Below are 21,248 nucleotides of genomic sequence, written 5' to 3' on the forward strand. Positions count from 1 at the left end.
AGGTCGCGCGGACGATCACCGTGGACGAGGGCCTGGATGTAGGGCGGCATAGTGTCGCACCTAAGCGATCTAGTGGAGGTGTCCGTGAGTTCGGAAACAGTGGCTGGACCAGGGGAGACGGTGATCAACGAGCGTCCCCCCGTAAGCGCACTTCTTGTGATGGACGTTCAGATGGCCGTTGTGGCGCGCTATGCCGACCCCGGCTACCTGCCCACGTTGCGGACCGCGATCGATGCGGCGCGGGCCGGCGGGCTGACGGTGATCTACGTGGTGGTCGGGTTCCGGCCGGGGGCGCCGGAGGTCAGTGCCCGCAACCGGATGTTCGGCAGGCTCGCCGGGCAGCCTGCTCACCCCGCGGCCGAGGAGGGTATGCGGATTCACCCGGATGTCGCGCCCACCGACGGAGACATCGTGGTCACCAAGCGCCGGGTCAGCGGGTTCGCCGGCAGCGATCTCGACGTGGTGCTGCGTGCGGGCGGCATCGATCATCTGGTGCTGACCGGCATCGCGACCAGCGGTGTTGTTCTGTCCACCCTGCGGCAGGCCGCTGACCTGGACTTCGGGCTCACCGTTCTGTCCGACGCCTGCCTCGACAACGACCCGGAGGTGCACCGGGTCCTGACCGAGAAGGTGTTCCCGATGCAGGCGGACGTCGTCACGGTCGCTGACTGGGCCGCGAGAATCTGAGTCACGCCGGCTGACTGGGCTGCGGCATTTCTGGGAACGCGAGCCGCGCCCGCGTTGTGAGAGGGTCGGGCGATGCCGTACGAGTCGCGTCTTCTCGTGGTCGCCCCCGAACCTGACGTTCGCGGCTCGCTGACGGCGCAACTCAGCTCGGCCGGCTATCTGGTCACCTCCGCCGCCACCGGCGCCGCTGCCGTGCGGCTGCTCGGTGAGCACCATGTGGACCTGATCGTCGTCGACGTGGAGATCCCGGACCTGCAGGCGCTGGCCCGGGATCGCCCGGCGTTCGCCGACCGGCCGCCGGTCCTCTGTGTCACGGCGTGCGAGTTTCTCGGGACGCTGGTTCCCGCGCTCGGCGCCGAGGTCGAGGACTATGTCACCAAGCCGTTCCACGGTGCCGAGTTGCTCGCCCGCGTACAGGTGCTCCTGCGTGACCGGACCGCCCGGCCCGCCGCTGTCAGGCACGGGGAACTGTTCCTCGACGAGATCGTGTGCCGGGGCCGGCGGGGTGACCGGCCGCTGAACCTGACGCCCGCCGAGTACCGGCTGCTGCGCCATCTGATGATCAATGCCGGTCAGGTGCTGTCCAAGGAGCAGCTGGCCTGGCAGGTGTGGGGCGAGGCCCGCGGTGTCAACGCCGTGGAGCGCCTGGTCTCCCGGCTGCGGCACAAGGTCGACGAGACGCCGCCGGCGCTCATTCAGACCCACCGCGGCTTCGGCTACCAGCTGGTGTGACGGCTACCAGCTGGTGTGACGGCTACCAGCTGGTGTGACCTGGGCCACGTCAGGCTCCTGTCAGGTTCGCGTCCGGCAGTGGTCAGGTTCCTCTGTTTGCATCGGTTCATGCCTGAAACGCCGTATTACCCGATGCAGCGGGAAGCCGGATGCCCGTTCGCGCCCGCTCCCGAGGTTCGCGACATGCCGCCGGTCGGCAAGGTACGGATCTGGGACGGCAGCACCCCGTGGTTCGTCGCGGGACACGCCGACCAGCGCGCCCTGCTGAACGACCCGCGGCTGAGCATCGACGAGAAGAAGCCCGGCTACCCGCACATGACCCGCAGCCGCGCCGCGATGGCACCGCACATCCCGGCGCTGATCACGAACACCGACCCGCCGGAGCACACCCGCCTACGCCGTACGGTGAACGCGCCTTTCATGGTCAAACGGGTCGAGGCGTTACGCCCCCGGATCCAGCACATCCTCGACGGCCTGATCGACGACCTGCTCGCCGGCCCGAAACCGGCCGACCTGGTGCAGGCGATCGGACTGCCGGTGCCCACGCTCGTGATCACCCAGATTCTCGGCGCACCGTACCAGGATCATCTGTTCTTCCAGGAGGCCAGCCACCGCGCCATCAGCCACGAGACCGACCCGCGGGAGGGCGCCCGGGCCGGCCAGGAACTGGGCGAATACCTCAGCGACCTGCTCGTCAAGAAGATGGGCGACCCCGCCGACGACGTCCTTTCCGAGATGGCCGCCAAGGTGCGGGCCGGCGAGATGACCCACGCCGAGGCCGTCACGATGGCGAGCGCCATCCTGATCGCCGGGCACGAGACGAGCGCCAGCATGATCTCGCTCGGCACGCTCGCGCTGCTGCGGCATCCCGACCAGCTGGCCCTGCTCCGCGAGCGCAGCGACGATTCCCGGTTCGTCGCGGGTGCCGCCGAGGAACTGCTGCGCTACCTGACGATCGTGCACAGCGGCATCCGCCGGATCGCGGTGGAGGACATCGAGCTGCACGGCACTGTCATCCGGGCCGGCGACGGCGTCATCTTCGACCTCTCCGGCGCGAACTGGGACGCCACCGAGTTCCCCGATCCCGGCCGCCTCGACCTGGCGCGGCCCGCCCGATCGCACCACGCGTTCGGGTTCGGCGCCCATCAGTGCCTCGGTCAGTCGCTCGCCCGGGTCGAGCTGCAGGTCGTCTACGGCACCCTTTACCGGCGGATTCCGGCGCTGGCCCTCGCTGTGCCGTTCGAGGAGGTCGAGTTCGCGATGGAAGGCGTCGCCTACGGGCTCAAATCACTTCCGGTCACGTGGTGAAGGGGACGATCATGCGGATCGAGTTCGACGAGCCGAAGTGCGTCGCCGCCGGCCAGTGCGCGATGGTCGCGCCGGACGTCTTCGACCAGCGTGACGACGACGGTGTCGCGATCGTCCTCGACGAGGCTCCCGGCCCTGAGCACCATGAGGCGGTGCGTGAGGCGGCAGCCGTGTGCCCGGCGGCGGCCATCCGCCTGGTGGAGCAGTGAGCCCGGCCGCGGTCATTGGGCTGGTGGAGCCGTGAACCGGATCGTCGTCGTGGGTGCGTCGGCGGCCGGCCTCGCGGCCGTCGAAACCCTGCGCCGGGAGGGCTTCGCGGGCACCGTCACGCTGATCGGTGCGGAGATCGATCTTCCGTACGACCGTCCGCCGCTCTCCAAACAGATACTCGCGTCGACGTGGGACGCCGAGCGGCTGGCGCTGCGCACCCTCGAGCAGTTGACCGCGCTCCGGCTGGACCTGCGTCTCGGTGTTCGTGCGGCAGGGCTCGACCTCGCCGGTCGGGTGGTGCGTCTTGATGACGGGACCGAGGTGCCCTACGACGGGCTGATCGTTGCGACGGGAGTTCGGCCGCGGCGACTATCCGGGTCAGGAGCGCACTTCTTGCGTACGATCAAAGATGCTCTTGATCTGCGAAGGAGCCTGCGTCCCGGCACCAGGTTGACCATCGTCGGGGCCGGGTTCCTCGGCGCGGAATGCGCCGCCGTCGCACGCGGTCTCGGCTGCCGGGTCGTCCTGCTCGAACCCGCCGCGGTGCCGCTCGCCCACGCCGTCGGCACGCGGATCGGCAGCATGCTCGCCGCGGCACACCGGGAGAACGGCGTCGATCTGCGCACCGGCGTCATGGTCCACGACCTCGGCGACCCCGTGCTGGCCGACGCCGACGAGGTGCTGGTGGCGATCGGGTCGCGACCCAACACGGAATGGCTGGCCGGGAGCGGCCTGACCGTCGACGACGGCCTCGTCTGCAACCGGTACAGCGAGGCGGCACCGGGTGTCTACGGCGCCGGCGACGTCGCCCGCTGGCACAACCCGCTGTTCGGTGTGGACATGCGCGTCGAGCATCGCACCAACGCCGCCGAACAGGGCATGGCCGCCGCCCGCAACCTGCTCAACCCGCACGCGCGCAAGCCGTTCGCGCCGGTGCCCTACTTCTGGTCCGACCAGTACGACCTGCGGATCCAGGCGTTCGGCCACCTCCGCGACCACGACCTGGTGGAGATCGTCGAGGGAGATCTGGGGTCACGGCGGTTCCTTGCCGCTTACCGCAGGGACGGCCGGCTGGTCGGTGCTCTCGCCGTCGGCCTGCCGCCCAAGGCTGTCCGGCCGTGGCGGCAGGCCATTGCCACCCGGGCGCTGTGGGGTGATCTCCCGCGTCAGGTCTGACGCAGCCGGCTATCCGGTCGCGTCAGTCTGCCCGCGGCGATCATCAGGACGGGCCCAGGACGCAGAACTCGTGGCCGTCCGGATCGGACAGGCACGTCCACGGGACGTCACCCTGGCCCAGGTCGAGGTCTGCGGCGCCGAGGGCCCGCAGCCGGGTCACCTCGGCCTCCTTGTCGTCACCGGGGTAGGGCAGGAGGTCGAGATGGACCCGGTCCGGCGCTGACTTCGCGCCGGGCGTGCGCAGGAATTCGAGGTACGGCCCGGAGCCCTTGGCGGAACGGAAGACCGCCGCGCCGTCGGTCGCTTCGTGCGGGGTCCAGTCGATCGCCCTACCCCAGAACTGGGCCATCGCCCGCGGATCCGCACAGTCGACGACGATGGCGGCGATCGGCCCGGTGTCTTGGTAGATCTCCCGCGGCTCCAGCACGCAGAACTCGTTGCCCTCCGGGTCGGCGAGGACCGTCCACGGCACGTCGCCCTGGCCGACGTCGGCGCGTGTGGCGCCGAGATCCCTCAGGCGCTCGATCAACTCGGCCTGATGGGCGGCCGAGGTGGTGGCGAGATCGAGGTGCACCCGGTTCTTCGCTGCGGTCTTGGCTCCCGGGACGGGTGTCTTGGCTCCCGGGACGGGTGTCTTGGCTCCCGGGACAGGTGTCTTGGCTTCCGGGACAGGGACGACGTCGATGCCGACGACTACCGGATCCGGCCAGACGAGGTCCGCGGTGGGTCCGACATAGGTGGTGACGCCGGGCTGGTGCGCGGTCCAGCCGAGCGCCGCCGCCCAGAACCGGCCGATCGCCGGCGCGTCAAGAGCCTTGATGTTCACCTGAACAGGTCGCAGTGCCATGCGGCGATCCTATGAGCGGAATCTCAGGGGCGGACGGCCTCGGGGATCGGTGTGGCGCCGGCGTTGAAGCGGATCGTGTGGCCGATCGTTGCCGGGTCATCGAGGACCTGCAGGACCACGGCGGCCACGTCCGCGCGGCTCACCGAGCCGGCCGTGGCGCCCTGCCCGGCGGTCTCGATCCGGCCGGTCGGCGGGTCGTCGGTCAGCCGGCTCGGGCCGAGAATCGTCCAGTCCAGAGACGTGGACGTCAGGTGCTGGTCGGCGGCGGCTTTGGCTTCCGCGTACGCGAAGAAGGGATTGTCCGGCGGAACGCCGTGGTCGGGCCTGGCACCGAAGTAGGAGACCATGACGTAGCGGCGGGCGTCGACCACCGCCGCGGCCTCCATCGAACGGATCGCGGCGTCACGGTCGACCGCATAGGTCCGCGAAGGATCACCGCCGCCCGCACCGGCCGACCAGACGACCGCGTCCTGCCCGTTGAGCAGCTCGGCCAGCTCGTCGATGCCGGCCCGCTCGATGTCGACGACAAGCGGCACCGCGCCGGTCGACGCCACGTCCCCGAGATGGTCGGGGTTCCGGAAGACCGCGGTCACCTCCCGCCCCGACGCGACGAGCAGCGGCAGAAGAAGCCGCGCGACCTTGCCATGCCCGCCCATCACCAGAACACGATCCATTCCCGTCACGCTACTAGGCCGGGTAAGGCTGCGTGGCCATCAGGCGGGCTACATGTGCCACGTTCGTGGCCAGAGTGGCCGTTGCCTTGCCGGTGGTGTCAGGTTTCGGTCCGGCGTCGCTGTAGTCGACCGACCCCATCGCCTCGCCCACCCAGTAGGTCGACGCCGCCGCCGGGATCGTGAAACCGACGTCGTTGAGCGCCTGGAAGACCTCGGCCGTGACGTGGTGCGCGCCGTCCTCGTTGCCGACGACCGTCACGGCTGCGGCCTTGCCGTAGGTGAGCAGCCGGCCCTGGTCGTCGGTTTCGGACAGTTCCGCGTCGAGCCGCTCCAGCACCATCTTGCAGACGCTCGACGGCTGCCCCATCCAGATCGGCGTCGACACGATCAGGATCTGCGCCGCCAGGATCTTCTCCCGGATCGCCGGCCACTCGTCACCGTCCCCCTCGTCGGTGGACACGCCGAACCGCACATCGTGGTCGACGATGCGGACGACCTCCCCGTCCACGTCGTGGTCGGCCAGGGCGGTGAGCACCTCACGCCCGAGCAGTTCCGAACTCGACGGTGCGGGCGAGGGCTTGAGGGAGCAGCAAAGCACAAGTGCCTTCAGCGTCGTCATGCCGCCTGCATGCCCTACCGGCCTTCCCCGAAACAGCCCCCCGGCGCCGCAAAAGATCAAGCCCGCCCGGGTCCCGCCGCCCGGGTCCCGCCGCCCGGTTCCGCCGCCCGGTTCCGCCGCCCGGTCTGGCCGCCCGGTCTGGCCGCCCGGCTGGCCGTGAGCGGGGTGTTTTCGCTCTTCGAGCACCCCTGAGAGCCAGCTGGTTCGGCGGGCTGGGCGTGAGCGGGGTGTTTTCGCTCTTCGGGCACCCCTGAGAGCCAGCTGGTTCGGTGGGCTGGGCGTGAGCGGGGTGTTTTCGGTCTTCGGGCACCGCTGAGGGCCAGCTGGTTCGGCGGGCTGGGCCACGGAGTTCTTTCCGTGGTGAGTACGGATGCGCTCCGTGGTGCCTGGTCGCCATGCTGGAGCAGCAAACGGAACGAGCGACGGCGAAGGGGAACCGAGATGACCGACACCAGCTTCACCGAAGAGGAACGGGCCGCGATGAAGGAGCGTGCCAAGGAGGTGCGCGCCGCCGCCCGCCGTGGTGGGAAGAAGGCGGACGGAGAGGCCGACGTCCTCGCGAAGATCGCCGAGATGTCCGGTACCGATCGTGTCCTGGCCGAGCGGATCCACGCCATCGTCAAGGAGAACGCACCGGGCCTGACCCCGAAGACCTGGTACGGCATGCCCGGTTACGCCGGCGACAACGGGAAGGTCGTCTGCTTCTTCCAGAGCGCCGAGAAGTTCAAGTCCCGGTACGCGACGTTCGGCTTCAACGAGGACGCGCTGCTCGACGACGGCTCGATGTGGCCGACGGCGTTCGCCGTGACCGAGTTGACCGCGGAGAACGAGGCCCGGATCGCCGAGCTGGTCAAGAGGGCGGCGGGCTGACGCCGGTTTGGTCGCGGGATGCACGTTATGCCGGGCCGGAGCGGGGTACTCGTCGGCGACTGCCGATGATCGCTACAGGAGGCCTGACACAGATGGACAGCAAGCCGGGTCGTGTGGTGAAGGACGCGGTGGAGGCGGCCGCTCACAAGGTCGCCGAGATCGCCGACAGCCTGACCGACCGAGTACCGGGCTCCCCGGGCAGTGGGACTCCCACCGTCGAGGAGCCGACAACACCCATCGAGCCGCTGCCGCCCAAGCGGGAGCAGGGTACGCCGGACACCCGTACCCCGACCGGCGCCGAGACCGGCCTGCCGGCTCCGGCGAAGTCGCAGCAGGGTGCCTACCTGACCACCGCACAGGGTGCGCGGCTGCGCGACACCGACCACTCGCTGAAGGCGGGGCCGCGGGGCCCGATCCTGATGCAGGATCACCACTTCCGCGAGAAGATCATGCATTTCGACCACGAGCGGATCCCGGAGCGGGTGGTGCACGCCCGCGGCGCCGGCGCGCACGGCACGTTCACCGGTTACGGCACGGCCGACGGCGTCACCCGGGCCGGGTTCCTGGCCAAGGGCAAGGAAACCCAGGTTTTCGTACGGTTCTCCACCGTGCTGGGGTCGCGGGGCTCGGCCGACACGGTCCGGGACACCCGCGGCTTCGCCACCAAGTTCTACACCGACGAGGGTACGTTCGACCTGGTCGCGAACAACATGCCGGTCTTCTTCATCCAGGACGCCATCAAGTTCCCGGACGTCATCCACGCCGCCAAGTGGCACCCGGACCGGGAGATCCCGCAGGCGCAGAGCGCTCACGACACGTTCTGGGACTTCGTCTCGCTGCACACCGAGGCGCAGCACCACACGATCTGGAACATGTCGGACCGGGGGATCCCGCGTTCGTACCGGCACATGGAGGGCTTCGGCGTCCACACGTTCCGGCTGGTGAACGCGGCCGGTGAGACGGTCCTGGTCAAGTTCCACTGGAAGCCGAAGCTGGGCGTGCACTCCCTGACGTGGGAGGAGGCGCAGATGCTCGGCGGCATCGACCCGGACTTCCACCGCCGTGACCTCTACGACGCCATCGAGGCGGGGGCGTACCCGGAGTGGGAGCTGGGCATCCAGATCTTCCCGGACACCCCGGAGGAGACCTTCGCGGGCATCGACCTGCTGGACCCGACCAAGATCGTGCCGGAGGAGCTGGCGCCGGTCCAGGCGATCGGCAAGCTGGTGCTCGACCGTACGCCGACGAACTTCTTCGCCGAGGTCGAGCAGGTCGCGTTCCACCTCGGGCACCTGCCGCCCGGCATCGACGTGACGAACGACCCGCTGTTGCAGGGACGGCTCTTCTCGTACCTCGACACCCAGCTCACCCGCCTGGCCGGGCCGAACTTCGGCCAGATCCCGATCAACCGCCCGCACGCGCCGGTCAACGACATGCTCCGCGACGGTTTCCACCAGCAGGCGGTGCACGCGGGTGTCGCGCCCTACCGCCCGAACTCGCTCGACGGCGGCAACCCGTCGGAGGCGGGCGACGCGGAGAACGCGTTCCTCGACGTGCCGGTGATGGTCGCCGAGGCACCGAAGATCCGGGCGAACCCGGTCTCCTTCGACGACCACTACAGCCAGGTGCGCCTGTTCTGGGAGAGCATGAGCCCGGTCGAGAAGGAACACATCATCCGGGCGTACACGTTCGAGCTCGGCAAGTGCTACGAGCAGGCGATCAAGGAGCGGCAGCTGCAGTGCCTGGCCAACATCGACCCGGTGCTGTGCGAGCAGGTGGCCACCGGCCTGGGCCTGCCCGTGCCGCAGCCGACGGTGCCGCTGCCCGAGGTCACGCCGAGCCCGGTGCTGTCCCAGGTCGGCAGGCAGTGGCCCGGTGACGGCCGCATGGTCGGCATCGTCGTCGACCCGGACCACCTGGACAGCGACCTCGCCGAGGTACGCCAGGCGGTCTTCGCCGCCGGCATGGTCCCGCTGCTCATCGCACCGCACGGCGGCACGGTCGGCGGCATGCCGGTGCAGCGCACGTTCGCGACGGCCCGCTCGGTGGAGTTCGACGCCCTCATCGTGGCCGGTGCGCCGGTCCCCGCGCCGGACGCCCTGCCCGGCCGTGACGAGAAGGCCGGTGCGCCGGGTACCGCGGCGATCGATCCCCGCGTGATCCTGATGGTGCAGGAGTGCTGGCGGCACGCCAAGGCGATCGGTGCCTGGGGCGGCGGCGCGGCCGTGCTGGAGGCCGCCGGCGTCGCCGGGACCCCCGGTGTGGTCGCCGCCGAGGACGGGACTGTCTTCCAGTCCGTCCAGCAGCTGATGGCCTCGCACCGGGTCTGGGAACGGTTCCCGGTGACGGTCGCGTGACCTACCCGCCGGGGCGCGGTTATCCGCGCCCCGGCGGGGCATCCGTCGACCATGACAACCACGAACGAATTCGCTGTCGTCACCGGAGCCTCCAGCGGGATCGGCTACGAACTGGCCCGGCAGTTCGCCGAGCACGGCTACGACCTGCTGATCATCGCGGAGGACGCCGAGATCGAGCGGGCCGCCGCCGCCCTGCAGCGCGACGGCCGCAACCAGGTCACCGCGGTCCGCGCGGACCTCGCCACGTTCGAGGGTGTCGAGCAGGTCTACGGCGCGATCCGCGAGACCGGCCGCGACGTGGACGCGATCGCCCTCAACGCCGGCCGCGGCATCGGCGGTGACTTCACCCGCGACACCGACCTCACCGACGAGCTGAACGTCATCGACGTCAACGTCACCTCGACCGTGCACCTCGCCAAGCGCGTCCTGTCGGACATGGTGGCCCGCGACGCCGGCCAGGTGCTGTTCACCTCGTCGATCGCGTCCACGATGCCGGGCACCTACCAGGCGGTCTACAACGCGTCGAAGTCCTTCGTCCAGTCGTTCGCGGAGGCGTTGCGCGCCGAGCTCAAGGACACCGGCGTGACGGTGACGTCGCTGATGCCCGGCCCGACCGACACGAACTTCTTCCACCGCGCCGAGATGGACGACACCCGGGTCGGGTCGAGCAAGAAGGACGACCCGGCGGACGTCGCCAAGCAGGGCTTCGAGGCGATGCGCAAGGACCGGGAGAAGGTCGTCGCCGGTTCGCTGAAGACCAAGGCGCAGGGTGTGGCGTCGAAGGTGATGCCGGACAGCGTCAAGGCCGAGATGCACCGCCGGATGGCCGAGCCGGGTTCCGGCAAGGAGTAGTCATCGCGACGATGATGACCGAAATCCGCCAGCCTCGCCCGGGCGGTGCGGGAAGACTCGGAGCATGCCGAACGACAAGGCCCGCATCTTCCGGGCGCTGCACGACCGTACCCCGCTTGTTCTGCCCAACGCCTGGGACGCCGCGAGTGCCGCGCTGATCGCCAGGGCCGGCGCCCCGGCGATCGCGACCACCAGCGGCGGTGTCGCCTGGTCGCTGGGCCGGCCGGACGGCCAGGTCCTCGGCCGCGACGAGATGACGGCGGCGGTCCGGCGGATCGCCGCCGCCGTGGACGTACCGGTGACCGCCGACATCGAGCACGGTTACGACGACGTGGCGGGCGCGATCCGGGCGATCGCCGGCGCCGGGGCCGCGGGCGTCAACATCGAGGACACCGTCGCCGGCTCGCTGCGGCCGGTGGGTGAGCAGGCGGCGCGCCTGCGTGAAGCCCGCGACGCCGACGCGGACGTGGTGATCAACGCGCGCACCGACGTGTTCCTTTTCGGTCTTGGCGGGCTCGACGACGTCCTGGAGAGGGCGGCGGCCTACGCCGAGGCGGGCGCCGACTGCCTGTTCGTTCCCGGTCTGCTCGACCTGGGCACGCTCACCGAGCTGGTCAAGTCCTCGCCGCTGCCGATCAACGCGATGGCCGGTCCGGGCGGGCCCACCGTCGCCGAGCTCGCGGCCACCGGCGTGCGCCGGATCAGCGTCGGCACCGCGATCGCGCAGGCCGCCTACGGTCTCGCCGAGCGCGCCGCCCGCGAGATCCTCGAGGCCGGCACCTTCCGGGCACTGGAGGGCGGCGCGGCCTATCCGGAGCTCAACGCGCTGAGCTCACGGGCCTGACGTCCGGAAACGATCCGTCGCCGAACAGGATGCGCGCGGCCAGGGCCCGGCCGGCCCGGCCGCGCATCATCGCCACAGCGGCCTCTGTCAGTGCGGGGGAGCGCAGGCCGGCGTACGCGCGGCGCAGCGCCAGCCGCCCCCGGAACCGGGACCGCAGCGCACCACCGTCGTAGTCCCGCAGGACATCCGGATCTCGGGTGCGCAGGTATTCCGCGGTGACCGACGCCGCCAGCTCCGACATCCGCAGGCACGGGTCCAGGCCACCGGCGGTCAGCGGCGACACCGCACCGGCCGCGTCACCGACGAGCAGGCCGTCCGGGCAGGCCAGCCGCCGCAGCACACCACCGACCGGGATCGGCCCGCCACGCTTCTCCACCGATCCGGCCACCGCCGGCGGACCCGGCGCGCTCGCTGCGAACTCGTCCAGCAGATGCCGCACCCCGGACCGCATCGCCGCCGGATCCCCGGCCACCCCCACATGCGCATGATGTCCGTCATCGATCACCCAGCCCAGATAACCGGGAGCCAGCCGCGGATCCAGCACGCAGTGAAACGCCGGCCGAGCACCGGGCGCCACCGGATGGACGACCTCCGCACCGATCAGAAACCGCCGGTTGACGCTCAGGCCGAGATCACGAGCCACCGTCGACCGGGCACCGTCAGCACCGATCACAAACCGCGCGGCCACCGGTTCGGCGCCGGCCAGTCGCACGAGACCATCGGCAAAACCGCGATGGCGTACGCCTAAAAGCACCTCCGCCCCCGCCGCCTCGGCCCCAGCTCGGGCATGTGCGTAAACGCCCGCCATATCGGCCACCCGGAACTCGACCCGATCGCTGACCAGATGGATCGGCTCCCTGCGCGACGGCGGGTACAACAGCACATCCCGGACGCCCGGACCCAGCAGATGCTCCGGCAGATCGAAGTCGTCGAGCGTACGCCGAACAAAGATCCCGGTCGTGCGAATACCCGCCGTCAGCGTCCGCCGCCGGTCCACCACCAGCACGTTCAGGTCCCGCTCCGCCAGCAGGCGGGCGGTGTGCAGCCCGGCCAGCCCGGCACCCACCACCACGACGTCGACTCTCCGCATGCCCCGGCACGCTAGGCGCCGGAACCCCTCCCGGCGGGCCCGTGCACAACACCTGCCCCAGACCTGCACACTTCGGCCTTACATTGATGGCTCCCACCCTTCTCCACCGAAGCCGGGGGACCCCATCGTGACCGACATCCTTCCCGCGAACCAGATCCAGATCCTGCGCCTGCTGTGCGACACGATCGTGCCCGCCATCAACCACCCGGACGACACCGACGGGTTCTGGGCCCGCCGCGCCACCGACGTCGGCGCCGACCACGGCGTCCTCGCCATGCTCGGCGCCATGCCGGCCGAGCAGCGGGAGGCGATCGGCAGCCTGCTCGACGTCCTCGCGGCCCAGGGCTTCCAGCCGGACGCCACCCAGGAGACCCGCGAACAGATCCTGGCCGGCCTGTCCGCGGCCTCCGAACAGGCCGCCGCCGGCATCGCCGGGCTCACCAGCCTCATCCTGCTTCTCACCTACGGCATCACCGACAGCAGCGGCCGCAATCCGAACTGGACCCGGCTCGGCTACCCCGGACCGGTCACCCCCGCACCGCGGGCCGAACCGCCCGCGATCACCCCGCTGCGTCCCGGCGGCGACCTCGAACTGGACGCCGACGTCGTGGTGATCGGCTCCGGCGCCGGCGGTGGCCTGATCGCCGGGCGGCTCGCCGCCGGCGGTGCCCGCGTCGTGGTCCTCGAAGCCGGCCGTCACCGCACGGAGCAGGACTTCCACCAGCTCGAACTCGCCGCCTACCGCAACTCGTACTGGCGTGGCGGGCCGACGCCGACCGGCGATTCCAACCTCACGCTGATGGCCGGCAGCGGCGTCGGCGGCGGCACCGTCATCAACTGGACCAACTGCATCAGGACCAAGGATTCCGTACGCAGGGAGTGGGCCGCCGAGCACGGCCTCACCGACGTCGCCACGGCCGCGTTCGACAGCCATCTCGACACGGTGTGGCAGGAGCTGTCGGTCAACGGGCAGTGCTCGGAGCTCAACCCCGTCCACGAGGCGATGCAGCGCGGCGCCGACGCGCTCGGCTGGTCGTTCGCCACCGTCACCCGCAACTGGGACGAGAAGCGCCACGACGCCGCTATCGCAGGTCACCTCGGCTTCGGCGACCGGTCCGGGGCGAAGCGCTCCACGCTCAAGGTCTACCTGGAACCGGCCGTCCTTTCCCACGGCGCCCGCGTCGTCGACGGCTGCCAGGCCGTGAAGGTCCTGACCGAGGGTGGCCGGGCGGCGGGCGTGTCCGGGCGCTGGACCAGCGAGGACGGCACCCGGTCGGCGGAGGTCACGGTCCGCGCCCCGATCGTCGTCGTGGCCGCCGGAGCCCTGGAGTCACCCGGTGTGCTGCTGCGCTCCGGCATCGGCGGGCCCGCGGTGGGGGAGTACCTGCGGCTGCACCCGTGCACGGTGACCATGGGCGACTACGGCACCGACATGAAAGCCTGGTGGGGAGCGCCGCATGCCGGGCTGGTCAACGAGTTCGCCGACGTGGAGGACGGGTACGGGTTCCTGATGGAGAGCGTCCAGTACACGACGGCGCTCGGTGCGTCCTCGGTGCCGTTCAGCACCGCGGCCGAGCACAAGCAGGCGATGGCCGGCTATCGCGGCAACGGGTCGTTCATCGGGCTGGTCCGCGATCACGGCCACGGGCGGGTCACCGTGGACGCGAGTGGGAACACGGTGGCCTGGTATGCGGTCGAGGACGCGGTAGACGTACGGAACAGTCAGCGTGCCCTGTCCGCCCAGATCCGCCTGCACCACGCGGCCGGTGCCCGCGCGATCCGCGTGCTGGCCCGCGGCCTCGCACCCTGGCAGCGGGGCGACGACCTCGACGCCTACATCTCGCGCGCCCAGCAGCTGCCGCTGCGGGCCGGTGGTGCGACGCTGTTCTCGGCGCACCAGATGGGCAGCTGCCGGATGGGCACCGACCCGGCGACGAGCGTGGCCGACCCGCGCGGCGAACTGCACGACACTCCGGGCGTGTGGATCGGTGACGGGTCCGCGTTTCCGACCTCCTCGGGTACGAATCCGATGATCACGATTCTGGCGCTGGCGTCACGCACCGCCGAGTCGATTTTGGATGGCACGAAACGGTGAGGGGCTGATCATCGCGGGCTCCTACAGTCATCGGGAGGACGGTCCGAGGGGGCCGTCACCTGCGATGACGGGGAACCCGCGTGATGAGCAAAGCCGTTGTGCCGACTGTCGCCGTTGTGCTTTCCGCGGCGCTGGTCGCTGGTTGTTCGTCGTCACCGTCGCGGTCCGGCTCGTCAGACGCCGCGGGGTCGCCGGCGGTTGTCTCGCCCCTGCCCGCTGACGTCTCGCCGTCTGCGGTTGTGTCGTCGCCGTCCGGTGTCCCGGCTGCTGTTGGTGATGCCGGGGACGGCGGGAACTGGTTCTCGGCGCTCGCCGACTGCCCTGACGAGGGTCAGGAACCGGAGGTGCAGAGGCTGATCCAGGCCGACGTCACCGGCGACAACGTGAAGGACGCCCTGGTCGCGCGGACCTGTGAGGCCAGCACGTCCTACCTGCCCAGCACGGTCGAGGTCTTCGACGGCCTGGCCGGTGGCGAGAAACCGCGCCGGATCGCGACCCTGCTCGACGAGGCGGGGGCGACCGACCTGCCGTGGTACCGCTCGCTGAAGGTGGAGGCGGACCTCGTCGTCATCCAGGCCTACGGCGTGAGCCCGGATGGGGTGCCGGCGTGCCCGGATCTCAAGCTCACCTACACCTACCGCTGGTCCGGCGGCGACTTCGAACGCGTCGCCCGCGAGACCGCCAAGACCACCGACTGCCTTCCCGTCGGCTGACCCGCCGGTCCCGGCGTGCCCCCCACGGTTCAGGAACCGCCGCTAAGGTCGGGAAAGGACGACGGGGAGGAGGCAAGCGATGGCGTCAACAGCCGCATATGACGAGATCGCCGACTGGTATGAGCACGAGTTCCTGCCCCGCCAGGCCGACGGCGACCCGCTCGGCATCCGCAGCGCGCTGTCCGATCTGCTCGGTCCCGGCAGGGGCGGCACCTGCCTGGAGATCGGCTGCGGCACCGGCGTCTACGCCGACCAGCTCCGCGGCCTCGGATGGGCACCCATCGGCGTCGACCTCTCCGCCGGGATGCTGCGCCACGCCCGCGGCCGCCTACCCACCGCGCTTGCCGACGCCGCCCGGCTCCCGATCGCCCCGGGTTCGCTCGACGCCGTGGTCACCGTGATGGCCCACACCGACATGCCCGACTATCCGGCCGTGCTGCGGGAGGCGGCCCGCGTCCTGCGCCCGGGCGGCGTCCTGGTCCACGTCGGCGTCCACCCGTGCTTCTGCGGCGGTTTCGCCGACCGGGCCAACCAGGACGCGATCGTCATCCGCCCCGGCTACCGTGACGGCCACTGGACCACGGACTCCTGGACCGACCAGGGCATCCGCGACAAAGTCGGCGCCGGCCATTGGCCCCTGCCGGGCCTGCTCAACGCGTTCATCACCGCCGGCCTGACGATCGACCGCCTCGCCGAGGGCGGCACCCCCACACCGATCGTCCTCGGCATCCGAGCGCGGGCACTCGGCTCAGGCGTTTGACTCAGGCACTTCCGAGGTTCCGCCGACGCGGCCCGGTTCTTTCACCGGAGTGCGGTGGGGCGGCGGGCGGTGGGGTGGCGGGCGGTGGGGCGAAGCGCGAGGTCGGACGAGGCGCGGAGGGCCGGGGTCAGTGGGCCGGGATCAGTGGGCGTGGTGCTGGTGGACCACGGCGTGACCCTTGCCGCGGGAGATCAGCCAGCGGTTGACCGGGACGGTGAGTACGAAGGCCACGACCAGGGCGAAGGCGAGCGACGCCCAGAACAGCCAGTTGGACAGGCCGGCCTCCATCGCGCCGGGGACGACCAGCATCACGGCGTTGTCGATGATCTCCATGACGGCGATGGAGACCGTGTCGGCGGCCAGGGCGACCTTCAGGGCGGTGCGCAGGTTGATGCCGGAGCGAAGCAGCGGGCGCATGGTCAGGGCGTAGCCGAACACGAAGGCGAGTACGACGGCTAGGACCACGGTGGGGCCGGCGGACCAGCCGAGGGCGGTGCCGATCACCATGCCGAGTACCTCGCCGATGGCGCAGCCGGTGAGGCAGTGCAGCGTTGCCTGGATCGCCGGGCGCCAGGGTGCTGTTGTCGGGTGCACGTTGTCAGCCATGTGCCGAGAATACCCCCGGGGGGTATATAAAGGCCAGAGTGACGAAGGGAACGTGACCGCGGGAGAGCGGCGGGGAGGATGCGGGAAAGGGAACGCGGGGCGGCCGGAGCCACCCCGCGTTCGGGCTCGAAGAGCGTGACCCGGCATGGCACCCCCCAGCGTGCCGGGCCGCCCCCGTACCGCTCTTCGAGAGCACGGAGAATCGTATACGATTTCCGGGATGGTATACGATCCGCTGCACGGCGTCCAGAGGGGAGTGTTCAGCGTGCAGCGCACTCGAGAGGTCACCGAGACGTCCCCGCCGTCCAAGCACGAGGCGGTGTACCGGAAGATTCGTGAGCGGATCCTGAACGGTAGCTACAGGCCGGGGAGCCGTCTGGTGCTCAGCGCCATCGCGCGGGATCTTGATGTCAGCCCGGTGCCGGTCCGCGAGGCGATCCGCCGGCTGGAGGCGGAGAACCTGGTCACCTTCGAGCGCAACGTCGGTGCCCGGGTCAACACGCTTGACGACGACACGTGGGAACAGCTCGTCGAGACCCTGGCGGTGCTGGACGGTTATGCGACCCGTCGTGCCCAGTTCGCGATCACCCCGGCCGCCATCACCGAGGCGCAGCGGCTCAACGACGCGCTCCGCCGATATGCGGACGGCCCGGCCGATCATGACGAGGTCATGCGGTTGCACCGGGCCTTTCACCGGACGATCTACTCGCACGCCGACAACGAGTACCTGATCGAGTCCCTGGACCGCGTGTGGGACCGCATCGACGCGTCCCGCGTTCTGGTCTCCAGCTGGCCCGCGCGCCGCCTGGCGAGCGCGGTCGACGAGCACGACGGCATCCTGAGCCAACTGCGCGCCGGTGACGTCGACCCCGCCGAGCTGGAGCGATGCACCCGCCAGCACAACCTCAACGCGATCATCGCCATCCAGGGCCGCGGCGAGCTCGGCTGACCCGCCACCGGAACGGACCGCAGTGAGAACGGCCGGAGCGAAGCAGGAGAAGCCTTGTCACTGGCGGGCTGAAGCGCCCGCCACCTCATCCAGCACATCCTGAAGCTTCTGCAGCAGATCAGGCCCGGTGAACGGCTTTTCGATGAACGCGATGTCCTCGTCGATCACATGGGTGGTGCCGAGCAGCCCGTTGCTGTACCCGGACATGTAGAGCACCGGCAGATCGGGCCGCCCCTCCCGGAGCAGCTCCACCAGCCGCGGACCCGACATCTCCGGCATGATCACGTCGGTGAGCAGTACGTCGCACGGGTGCTCGGCGTCCGCTGCCAGGGCGGCCGGGCCGTTCTCCACCGTCACGACGTGGTAGCCGCCGTTGCCGAGAATCCGGGTCACCACCCGGGCCAGGGCGGGCTCGTCCTCGACCACCATGACCGTACGGCCGGCGCCGTCCCGGGGTGCCGGGCGCGAGCGTGAGGTGTCGAGCTGGGCGGCGCTCTCCGCGAGCGGCAGGTAGATCCGGAAGGTGGTGCCGATGCCGGGCTCGGAGTACAGGTTGATGCTGCCCCCGGCCTCGGTGACGATCCCATAGACCGTTGCGAGGCCGAGTCCCGTACCCCTGCCGTGGGGTTTTGTGGTGTAAAAGGGCTCGAAGATGTGCTCGGCGACCTCGGCCGGTATCCCCTCGCCGGTGTCGCTGACCAGCAGCCGGGCATAGGTGCCCGCGGGCAGTGGTGGCTGCATGTCGATCTCGTCGCCGCCCAGCGCGGCGGTGTTCACCTCCAGGACCAGCGTCCCGCCGCCGGGCATCGCGTCCCGGGCGTTGATCGCCAGATTGAGCAGCACCTGCTGGATCTGGCCGGGGTCGGCGACCACGCTCACCGGCTCCGCCGCCGGTACGGTGATCAGCGCGATGTCCTCCCCGATGGTCCGCGCCAGCATCGCCTGCACCTCGGCGACCGCCGGGTTCAGGTCCATCAGCTGCGGCTGGATCGCGTCGCCCCGGGTGAACGTGAGCAGCTGCCGGGTCAGGTTGGTGGCCCGCCCGGCCGCCGTCCGCACGTGTGACAGGTCCGCCCGTACCTCTGGCTTGTCCTCGCACTGCTCCGCGGCGAACTCGGTGTAGTTGGTGATGATCGCCAAAATGTTGTTGAAGTCGTGCGCCACCCCGCCGGCCAGCTTGCCCAGGCTCTCCATCCGCTGCGCCTGGTGACTGCGCTCGGCCATCGCCCGCTGCTGTTCGGCGGCCTCCACCGCGGCGGTCACGTTGCGCGCCACCACGGCGACGCCGCTGAGCGCGCCGGTGGCGTCGTGGATCGGCTCGACGTCGAAGGCGACGTCGACCCTGGTGCCGTCCTTGCGGACACGCCGGCCGGTGTAGTGGATGTCGGTCTCGCCGGCGTTGATCCGGGCGAGCGCCGACCGCTGGTGTCCCATCGTGTCCGGGTCGGTCAGCACCGCTATGGACCGGCCGATCATCTCCTCGGCGGGATAGCCGAACAGCCGCTCCGCACCCCGGTTCCACGCCGTGACGATCCCGCGCGGGGTGGCGCCGATGATCGCGTCGTCGATGTGGTCGGCGACCGTGGCCAGGAACGCCCGGTTGCTCTCGGCCGCCTCCCGCGCCGCAGTCTCCCGCGCGTTCGCCTCGTTGATCCGGTGCTGGCCCCATGGGTCGACGTAGATCGCCCCCGGCCCCAGCAGGACGGCGTACCCCCGCCGCAGTGACCAGTAGTAGACGCCGATCATCGCGGTGACCGCGTCCCAGGACGCCATTGCCCAGATCCACTCCCGGCCGGGGTGCCCGTGCAGGGACGCGGCCTCGCTCATGATGGTGCGGTATCCCATCACCGCGTGCAGCCCGTGCCCGACCGCGCAGCTGAAGAAGATCATGGCGGTGGCGACCGCCAGCTTGTTGGTGCGCAGCTGACCCGCCCGGCTCACGGGCACGAGGATGGCCATCATGATCGCCGCGTAGGCCATCATGATCATCAGGTTGCCGAGAAGGTAGATCTGGTCCGGCACGTAGTAATGATCGGGCGAAAGCTGAGCGGGATTAGCCCTGCTCCAGCCGCCGCGCCAGCGTTGTCAGCTCGGCCCGTCGCGCGCGGGCCCGCCGCAGCACCGTTTCCGCCGCGGCCACGCACCCCAGTCCGGTGGCGGCGACCGTCAGCGGGACCGGGCCCGGCGCCACGGTCGCGACGGCGACCGCGACCCCGCCGTCAGCGTGCTGAACCCGCACGCCAGCCACCCGGCCACCACCAGGTCCAGGGCGAACAGCGGCATCCGGGTCAGCGACCACACCGCGAAACCCGGCCCAGCTCAGACCGGGTGGAAGGTTCACGCGGTGCGGGCCACCTTGCGGGCGCGCTTGTTCGCGTACATCCGGTCGTCGGCCGCCGCCAGCAGCACATCGGGCGCGACCTGGCGGCGCTCGGTCCAGAGCGTGGCGCCGACGGCCGCGGTCACCCGCAGCGTGTGCCCACGCCAGGGAAGTGGTGCGGCGACAGCTTCGGCGATGCGATCACCGAGGGCGTACGCGGAAGCCTCATCAGTGTCCGGACAGAAGATCAGGAATTCGTCGCCACCGATCCGGGCAACAACGTCTTTCGTACGGACGACCGCGTTGATCCGGGCCGCTGTGGAACGGAGCACCTCGTCGCCGGCCTCGTGCCCGTACCCGTCGTTGATCGGCTTGAAATCGTTGAGGTCGCAATAGATCAGCGCCAGCTCGCCGGCCCGCCCGGCAGCGTGCCGGGTGATCGCCTCCTCCATCACCTGGAACAGCCGCCGCCGGTTGATCAGGCCGGTCAGCTCGTCGTGCGCCGCCTGATGCGCCAGGGCCTGCTGGTCGCGGGCACGCTGCGCGCTGAGCCGGCTGATCCGGATCATCACGAGCGGCACGGTCAGCATCGGCGCGAGGGTGAGCAGCAGCCCGTCCGGCGGTACGCCGACCACCTGACCGATCGCGCCGACGAGCGGCACCACCAGGATCGCCGTACCGAACATCTTCAGCTGTAGCCGCGGCGACCGGGAAACTTGTGGGGCGCTCGGCTCCATCAGCACGATGACGCTGGGGTGCATCGCAGCCGCGCCCAGGCAGAGGTATCCGAGGGCGAAACACAGTGCCGGGACGGTGGCCTGATGCTCGGCGGCGGACGGCAGCGCGTTGACGGTGGCGATACCGACGACTGTGCAACCGAGCGCCGCGAACAGGAACGCGAGGCAGGCGCGGCCGGCGCCGCAGGTCCGGGCGACCCGCAGCAGGGAACCGCAGATGCCGAACAGTACGAGAATCTGGGTGAGCACGATCAGCTGCTGGCCGGTGCCGGCGTGCGCGTCCAGCAGCCGGGGGCGGAACAGGAACTCCCACACCGGTGCGGCCACCGCGATACCCCACACGGCCGCGTCGATCGTTCCGCTGCCGTCCTTCGGCGCGTGCCGCAGCACGATCATCAGGCTGGCGGCCAGCAGGAGCGCGTACCCGCCGATCTGCGGCGGGGCCACCAGCAGATCGGGCGGGCGGGACCAGCCGGTGTCTAGTACGACAGGCAGCGTCCAGAGGCCGTTGCAGATGCTCAGCAGCGTGAGCGCGCCGATCACCAGGCGCCAGGGTCGCCGGTCGGTCACCCGGTTGACCCGGATGCCTACTGCTACGGCGATTGCTGCGACTACGCCGGAGGCGAAGAGCAGGGTCAGGCGTACGGGGGCGGTGCCGGTGATGTGCCCGAAGGTGAAAACGGCGACCACCAGGAGGAACACCAGCGGGACCAGGACATGGCGATGCCCGGTGCGCGAGGTCCTTGGCGTGTCCACGCAGGGTCTATCGCCATCGGCGCTCCGGTCTTGAGGAACGCCGCGG

General features: G+C 70.4%; 21 protein-coding genes. 13 read left to right on the forward strand and 8 right to left on the reverse strand.

Going from position 1 to position 21,248, the window contains the following annotated elements; genetic code table 11:
- Positions 1 to 156: 156 nt before the first annotated feature.
- The 5 genes from ACFQV6_RS35640 to ACFQV6_RS35660 all read left to right on the forward strand — a co-directional run bounded on the left by ACFQV6_RS35640 (position 157) and on the right by ACFQV6_RS35660 (position 4,113).
- Positions 157 to 687, forward strand: coding sequence for a cysteine hydrolase family protein (locus ACFQV6_RS35640; RefSeq protein WP_378032086.1), 531 nt, complete (start codon positions 157 to 159; stop codon positions 685 to 687).
- A gap of 72 nt (positions 688 to 759) precedes the next feature.
- Positions 760 to 1,419, forward strand: coding sequence for a response regulator transcription factor (locus tag ACFQV6_RS35645; RefSeq protein ID WP_378032087.1), 660 nt, complete (start codon positions 760 to 762; stop codon positions 1,417 to 1,419).
- 108 nt (positions 1,420 to 1,527) lie between these two features.
- Positions 1,528 to 2,727: a cytochrome P450 gene (locus tag ACFQV6_RS35650; protein WP_378032088.1), complete on the forward strand. Its 1,200-nt coding sequence runs from the start codon at positions 1,528 to 1,530 to the stop codon at positions 2,725 to 2,727.
- An 11-nt stretch (positions 2,728 to 2,738) separates the two neighbouring features.
- A complete protein-coding gene (locus ACFQV6_RS35655) occupies positions 2,739 to 2,936 on the forward strand; it encodes a ferredoxin (protein WP_378032089.1) in 198 nt (65 codons plus the stop codon).
- Between the two features lie 31 nt (positions 2,937 to 2,967).
- Positions 2,968 to 4,113, forward strand: a complete 1,146-nt coding sequence (locus tag ACFQV6_RS35660; RefSeq protein ID WP_378032090.1) for an NAD(P)/FAD-dependent oxidoreductase — start codon at positions 2,968 to 2,970, stop codon at positions 4,111 to 4,113.
- A gap of 43 nt (positions 4,114 to 4,156) precedes the next feature.
- On the opposite strand, the gene ACFQV6_RS35665 is transcribed toward ACFQV6_RS35660, so the two are convergent.
- From ACFQV6_RS35665 to ACFQV6_RS35675, 3 genes are read right to left on the reverse strand one after another with little or no spacing between them, the layout of a single operon-like run.
- Complete coding sequence (locus tag ACFQV6_RS35665; protein ID WP_378032091.1) at positions 4,157 to 4,960, reverse strand: VOC family protein; 804 nt, start codon at positions 4,958 to 4,960, stop codon at positions 4,157 to 4,159.
- Between the two features lie 23 nt (positions 4,961 to 4,983).
- Entirely contained in the window at positions 4,984 to 5,634 is a 651-nt protein-coding gene (locus ACFQV6_RS35670; RefSeq protein WP_378032092.1) for an SDR family oxidoreductase, read from the reverse strand.
- 13 nt (positions 5,635 to 5,647) lie between these two features.
- Positions 5,648 to 6,253, reverse strand: a complete 606-nt coding sequence (locus tag ACFQV6_RS35675) for a flavodoxin family protein (protein WP_378032093.1) — start codon at positions 6,251 to 6,253, stop codon at positions 5,648 to 5,650.
- Positions 6,254 to 6,694: 441 nt separating this feature from the next.
- Between ACFQV6_RS35675 and ACFQV6_RS35680 the strand changes: the two genes are divergently transcribed.
- The 4 genes from ACFQV6_RS35680 to ACFQV6_RS35695 all read left to right on the forward strand — a co-directional run bounded on the left by ACFQV6_RS35680 (position 6,695) and on the right by ACFQV6_RS35695 (position 11,176).
- Positions 6,695 to 7,123: an iron chaperone gene (locus ACFQV6_RS35680; protein ID WP_378032094.1), complete on the forward strand. Its 429-nt coding sequence runs from the start codon at positions 6,695 to 6,697 to the stop codon at positions 7,121 to 7,123.
- A gap of 92 nt (positions 7,124 to 7,215) precedes the next feature.
- Positions 7,216 to 9,480 carry a catalase gene (locus tag ACFQV6_RS35685; protein WP_378032095.1) on the forward strand — a complete coding sequence of 755 codons (2,265 nt, stop codon included), beginning with the start codon at positions 7,216 to 7,218 and terminating at the stop codon, positions 9,478 to 9,480.
- A gap of 51 nt (positions 9,481 to 9,531) precedes the next feature.
- A complete protein-coding gene (locus ACFQV6_RS35690; protein ID WP_378032096.1) occupies positions 9,532 to 10,332 on the forward strand; it encodes an SDR family NAD(P)-dependent oxidoreductase in 801 nt (266 codons plus the stop codon).
- 64 nt (positions 10,333 to 10,396) lie between these two features.
- A complete protein-coding gene (locus ACFQV6_RS35695; protein WP_378032097.1) occupies positions 10,397 to 11,176 on the forward strand; it encodes an isocitrate lyase/phosphoenolpyruvate mutase family protein in 780 nt (259 codons plus the stop codon).
- Here the strand turns inward: ACFQV6_RS35695 and ACFQV6_RS35700 are convergent.
- Complete coding sequence (locus tag ACFQV6_RS35700; protein WP_378032098.1) at positions 11,151 to 12,266, reverse strand: NAD(P)/FAD-dependent oxidoreductase; 1,116 nt, start codon at positions 12,264 to 12,266, stop codon at positions 11,151 to 11,153. The genes ACFQV6_RS35695 and ACFQV6_RS35700 overlap by 26 nt on opposite strands.
- A 127-nt stretch (positions 12,267 to 12,393) precedes the next feature.
- Here ACFQV6_RS35700 and ACFQV6_RS35705 point away from each other — a divergent pair, with 127 nt between their 5' ends.
- The 3 genes from ACFQV6_RS35705 to ACFQV6_RS35715 all read left to right on the forward strand — a co-directional run bounded on the left by ACFQV6_RS35705 (position 12,394) and on the right by ACFQV6_RS35715 (position 15,834).
- Positions 12,394 to 14,361: a GMC family oxidoreductase N-terminal domain-containing protein gene (locus ACFQV6_RS35705; RefSeq protein ID WP_378032099.1), complete on the forward strand. Its 1,968-nt coding sequence runs from the start codon at positions 12,394 to 12,396 to the stop codon at positions 14,359 to 14,361.
- 83 nt (positions 14,362 to 14,444) lie between these two features.
- On the forward strand, positions 14,445 to 15,074 hold the full coding sequence (locus ACFQV6_RS35710) for a hypothetical protein (protein ID WP_378032100.1): 630 nt from the start codon (positions 14,445 to 14,447) through the stop codon (positions 15,072 to 15,074).
- A gap of 79 nt (positions 15,075 to 15,153) precedes the next feature.
- Entirely contained in the window at positions 15,154 to 15,834 is a 681-nt protein-coding gene (locus ACFQV6_RS35715; RefSeq protein ID WP_378032101.1) for a class I SAM-dependent methyltransferase, read from the forward strand.
- Positions 15,835 to 15,975: 141 nt separating this feature from the next.
- Here ACFQV6_RS35715 and ACFQV6_RS35720 read toward each other — a convergent pair whose 3' ends face one another.
- A complete protein-coding gene (locus ACFQV6_RS35720; protein WP_378032102.1) occupies positions 15,976 to 16,440 on the reverse strand; it encodes a DUF4396 domain-containing protein in 465 nt (154 codons plus the stop codon).
- Between the two features lie 220 nt (positions 16,441 to 16,660).
- On the opposite strand from ACFQV6_RS35720, the gene ACFQV6_RS35725 reads away from it, so the two are divergent.
- The gene (locus ACFQV6_RS35725) at positions 16,661 to 17,389 is read left to right on the forward strand and encodes a GntR family transcriptional regulator (RefSeq protein ID WP_378032103.1); all 729 of its coding nucleotides are present in this window, start codon (positions 16,661 to 16,663) and stop codon (positions 17,387 to 17,389) included.
- Positions 17,390 to 17,446: 57 nt separating this feature from the next.
- On the opposite strand, the gene ACFQV6_RS35730 is transcribed toward ACFQV6_RS35725, so the two are convergent.
- The 3 genes from ACFQV6_RS35730 to ACFQV6_RS35740 form a co-directional block, all read right to left on the reverse strand.
- Positions 17,447 to 19,411: an ATP-binding protein gene (locus ACFQV6_RS35730; RefSeq protein WP_378032104.1), complete on the reverse strand. Its 1,965-nt coding sequence runs from the start codon at positions 19,409 to 19,411 to the stop codon at positions 17,447 to 17,449.
- Between the two features lie 31 nt (positions 19,412 to 19,442).
- On the reverse strand, positions 19,443 to 19,628 hold the full coding sequence (locus ACFQV6_RS35735) for a hypothetical protein (RefSeq protein WP_378032105.1): 186 nt from the start codon (positions 19,626 to 19,628) through the stop codon (positions 19,443 to 19,445).
- 98 nt (positions 19,629 to 19,726) lie between these two features.
- Complete coding sequence (locus ACFQV6_RS35740; RefSeq protein ID WP_378032106.1) at positions 19,727 to 21,202, reverse strand: GGDEF domain-containing protein; 1,476 nt, start codon at positions 21,200 to 21,202, stop codon at positions 19,727 to 19,729.
- Between the last annotated feature and the right edge of the window lie 46 nt (positions 21,203 to 21,248).

The organism is Actinoplanes sp. GCM10030250 (assembly GCF_042666575.1).
In the GTDB taxonomy this organism is placed as follows: Bacteria; Actinomycetota; Actinomycetes; order Mycobacteriales; family Micromonosporaceae; genus Actinoplanes.

Coding starts and splice junctions, on each gene's coding strand:
- ACFQV6_RS35645 (WP_378032087.1), top strand. CDS start 760: ATGCCGTACGAGTCGCGTCTTCTCGTGGTCGCCCCCGAACCTGACGTT.
- ACFQV6_RS35650 (WP_378032088.1), top strand. CDS start 1,528: ATGCCTGAAACGCCGTATTACCCGATGCAGCGGGAAGCCGGATGCCCG.
- ACFQV6_RS35655 (WP_378032089.1), top strand. CDS start 2,739: ATGCGGATCGAGTTCGACGAGCCGAAGTGCGTCGCCGCCGGCCAGTGC.
- ACFQV6_RS35665 (WP_378032091.1), bottom strand. CDS start 4,960: ATGGCACTGCGACCTGTTCAGGTGAACATCAAGGCTCTTGACGCGCCG.
- ACFQV6_RS35670 (WP_378032092.1), bottom strand. CDS start 5,634: ATGGATCGTGTTCTGGTGATGGGCGGGCATGGCAAGGTCGCGCGGCTT.
- ACFQV6_RS35675 (WP_378032093.1), bottom strand. CDS start 6,253: ATGACGACGCTGAAGGCACTTGTGCTTTGCTGCTCCCTCAAGCCCTCG.
- ACFQV6_RS35680 (WP_378032094.1), top strand. CDS start 6,695: ATGACCGACACCAGCTTCACCGAAGAGGAACGGGCCGCGATGAAGGAG.
- ACFQV6_RS35685 (WP_378032095.1), top strand. CDS start 7,216: ATGGACAGCAAGCCGGGTCGTGTGGTGAAGGACGCGGTGGAGGCGGCC.
- ACFQV6_RS35690 (WP_378032096.1), top strand. CDS start 9,532: ATGACAACCACGAACGAATTCGCTGTCGTCACCGGAGCCTCCAGCGGG.
- ACFQV6_RS35695 (WP_378032097.1), top strand. CDS start 10,397: ATGCCGAACGACAAGGCCCGCATCTTCCGGGCGCTGCACGACCGTACC.
- ACFQV6_RS35700 (WP_378032098.1), bottom strand. CDS start 12,266: ATGCGGAGAGTCGACGTCGTGGTGGTGGGTGCCGGGCTGGCCGGGCTG.
- ACFQV6_RS35710 (WP_378032100.1), top strand. CDS start 14,445: ATGAGCAAAGCCGTTGTGCCGACTGTCGCCGTTGTGCTTTCCGCGGCG.
- ACFQV6_RS35715 (WP_378032101.1), top strand. CDS start 15,154: ATGGCGTCAACAGCCGCATATGACGAGATCGCCGACTGGTATGAGCAC.
- ACFQV6_RS35720 (WP_378032102.1), bottom strand. CDS start 16,440: ATGGCTGACAACGTGCACCCGACAACAGCACCCTGGCGCCCGGCGATC.
- ACFQV6_RS35725 (WP_378032103.1), top strand. CDS start 16,661: ATGGTATACGATCCGCTGCACGGCGTCCAGAGGGGAGTGTTCAGCGTG.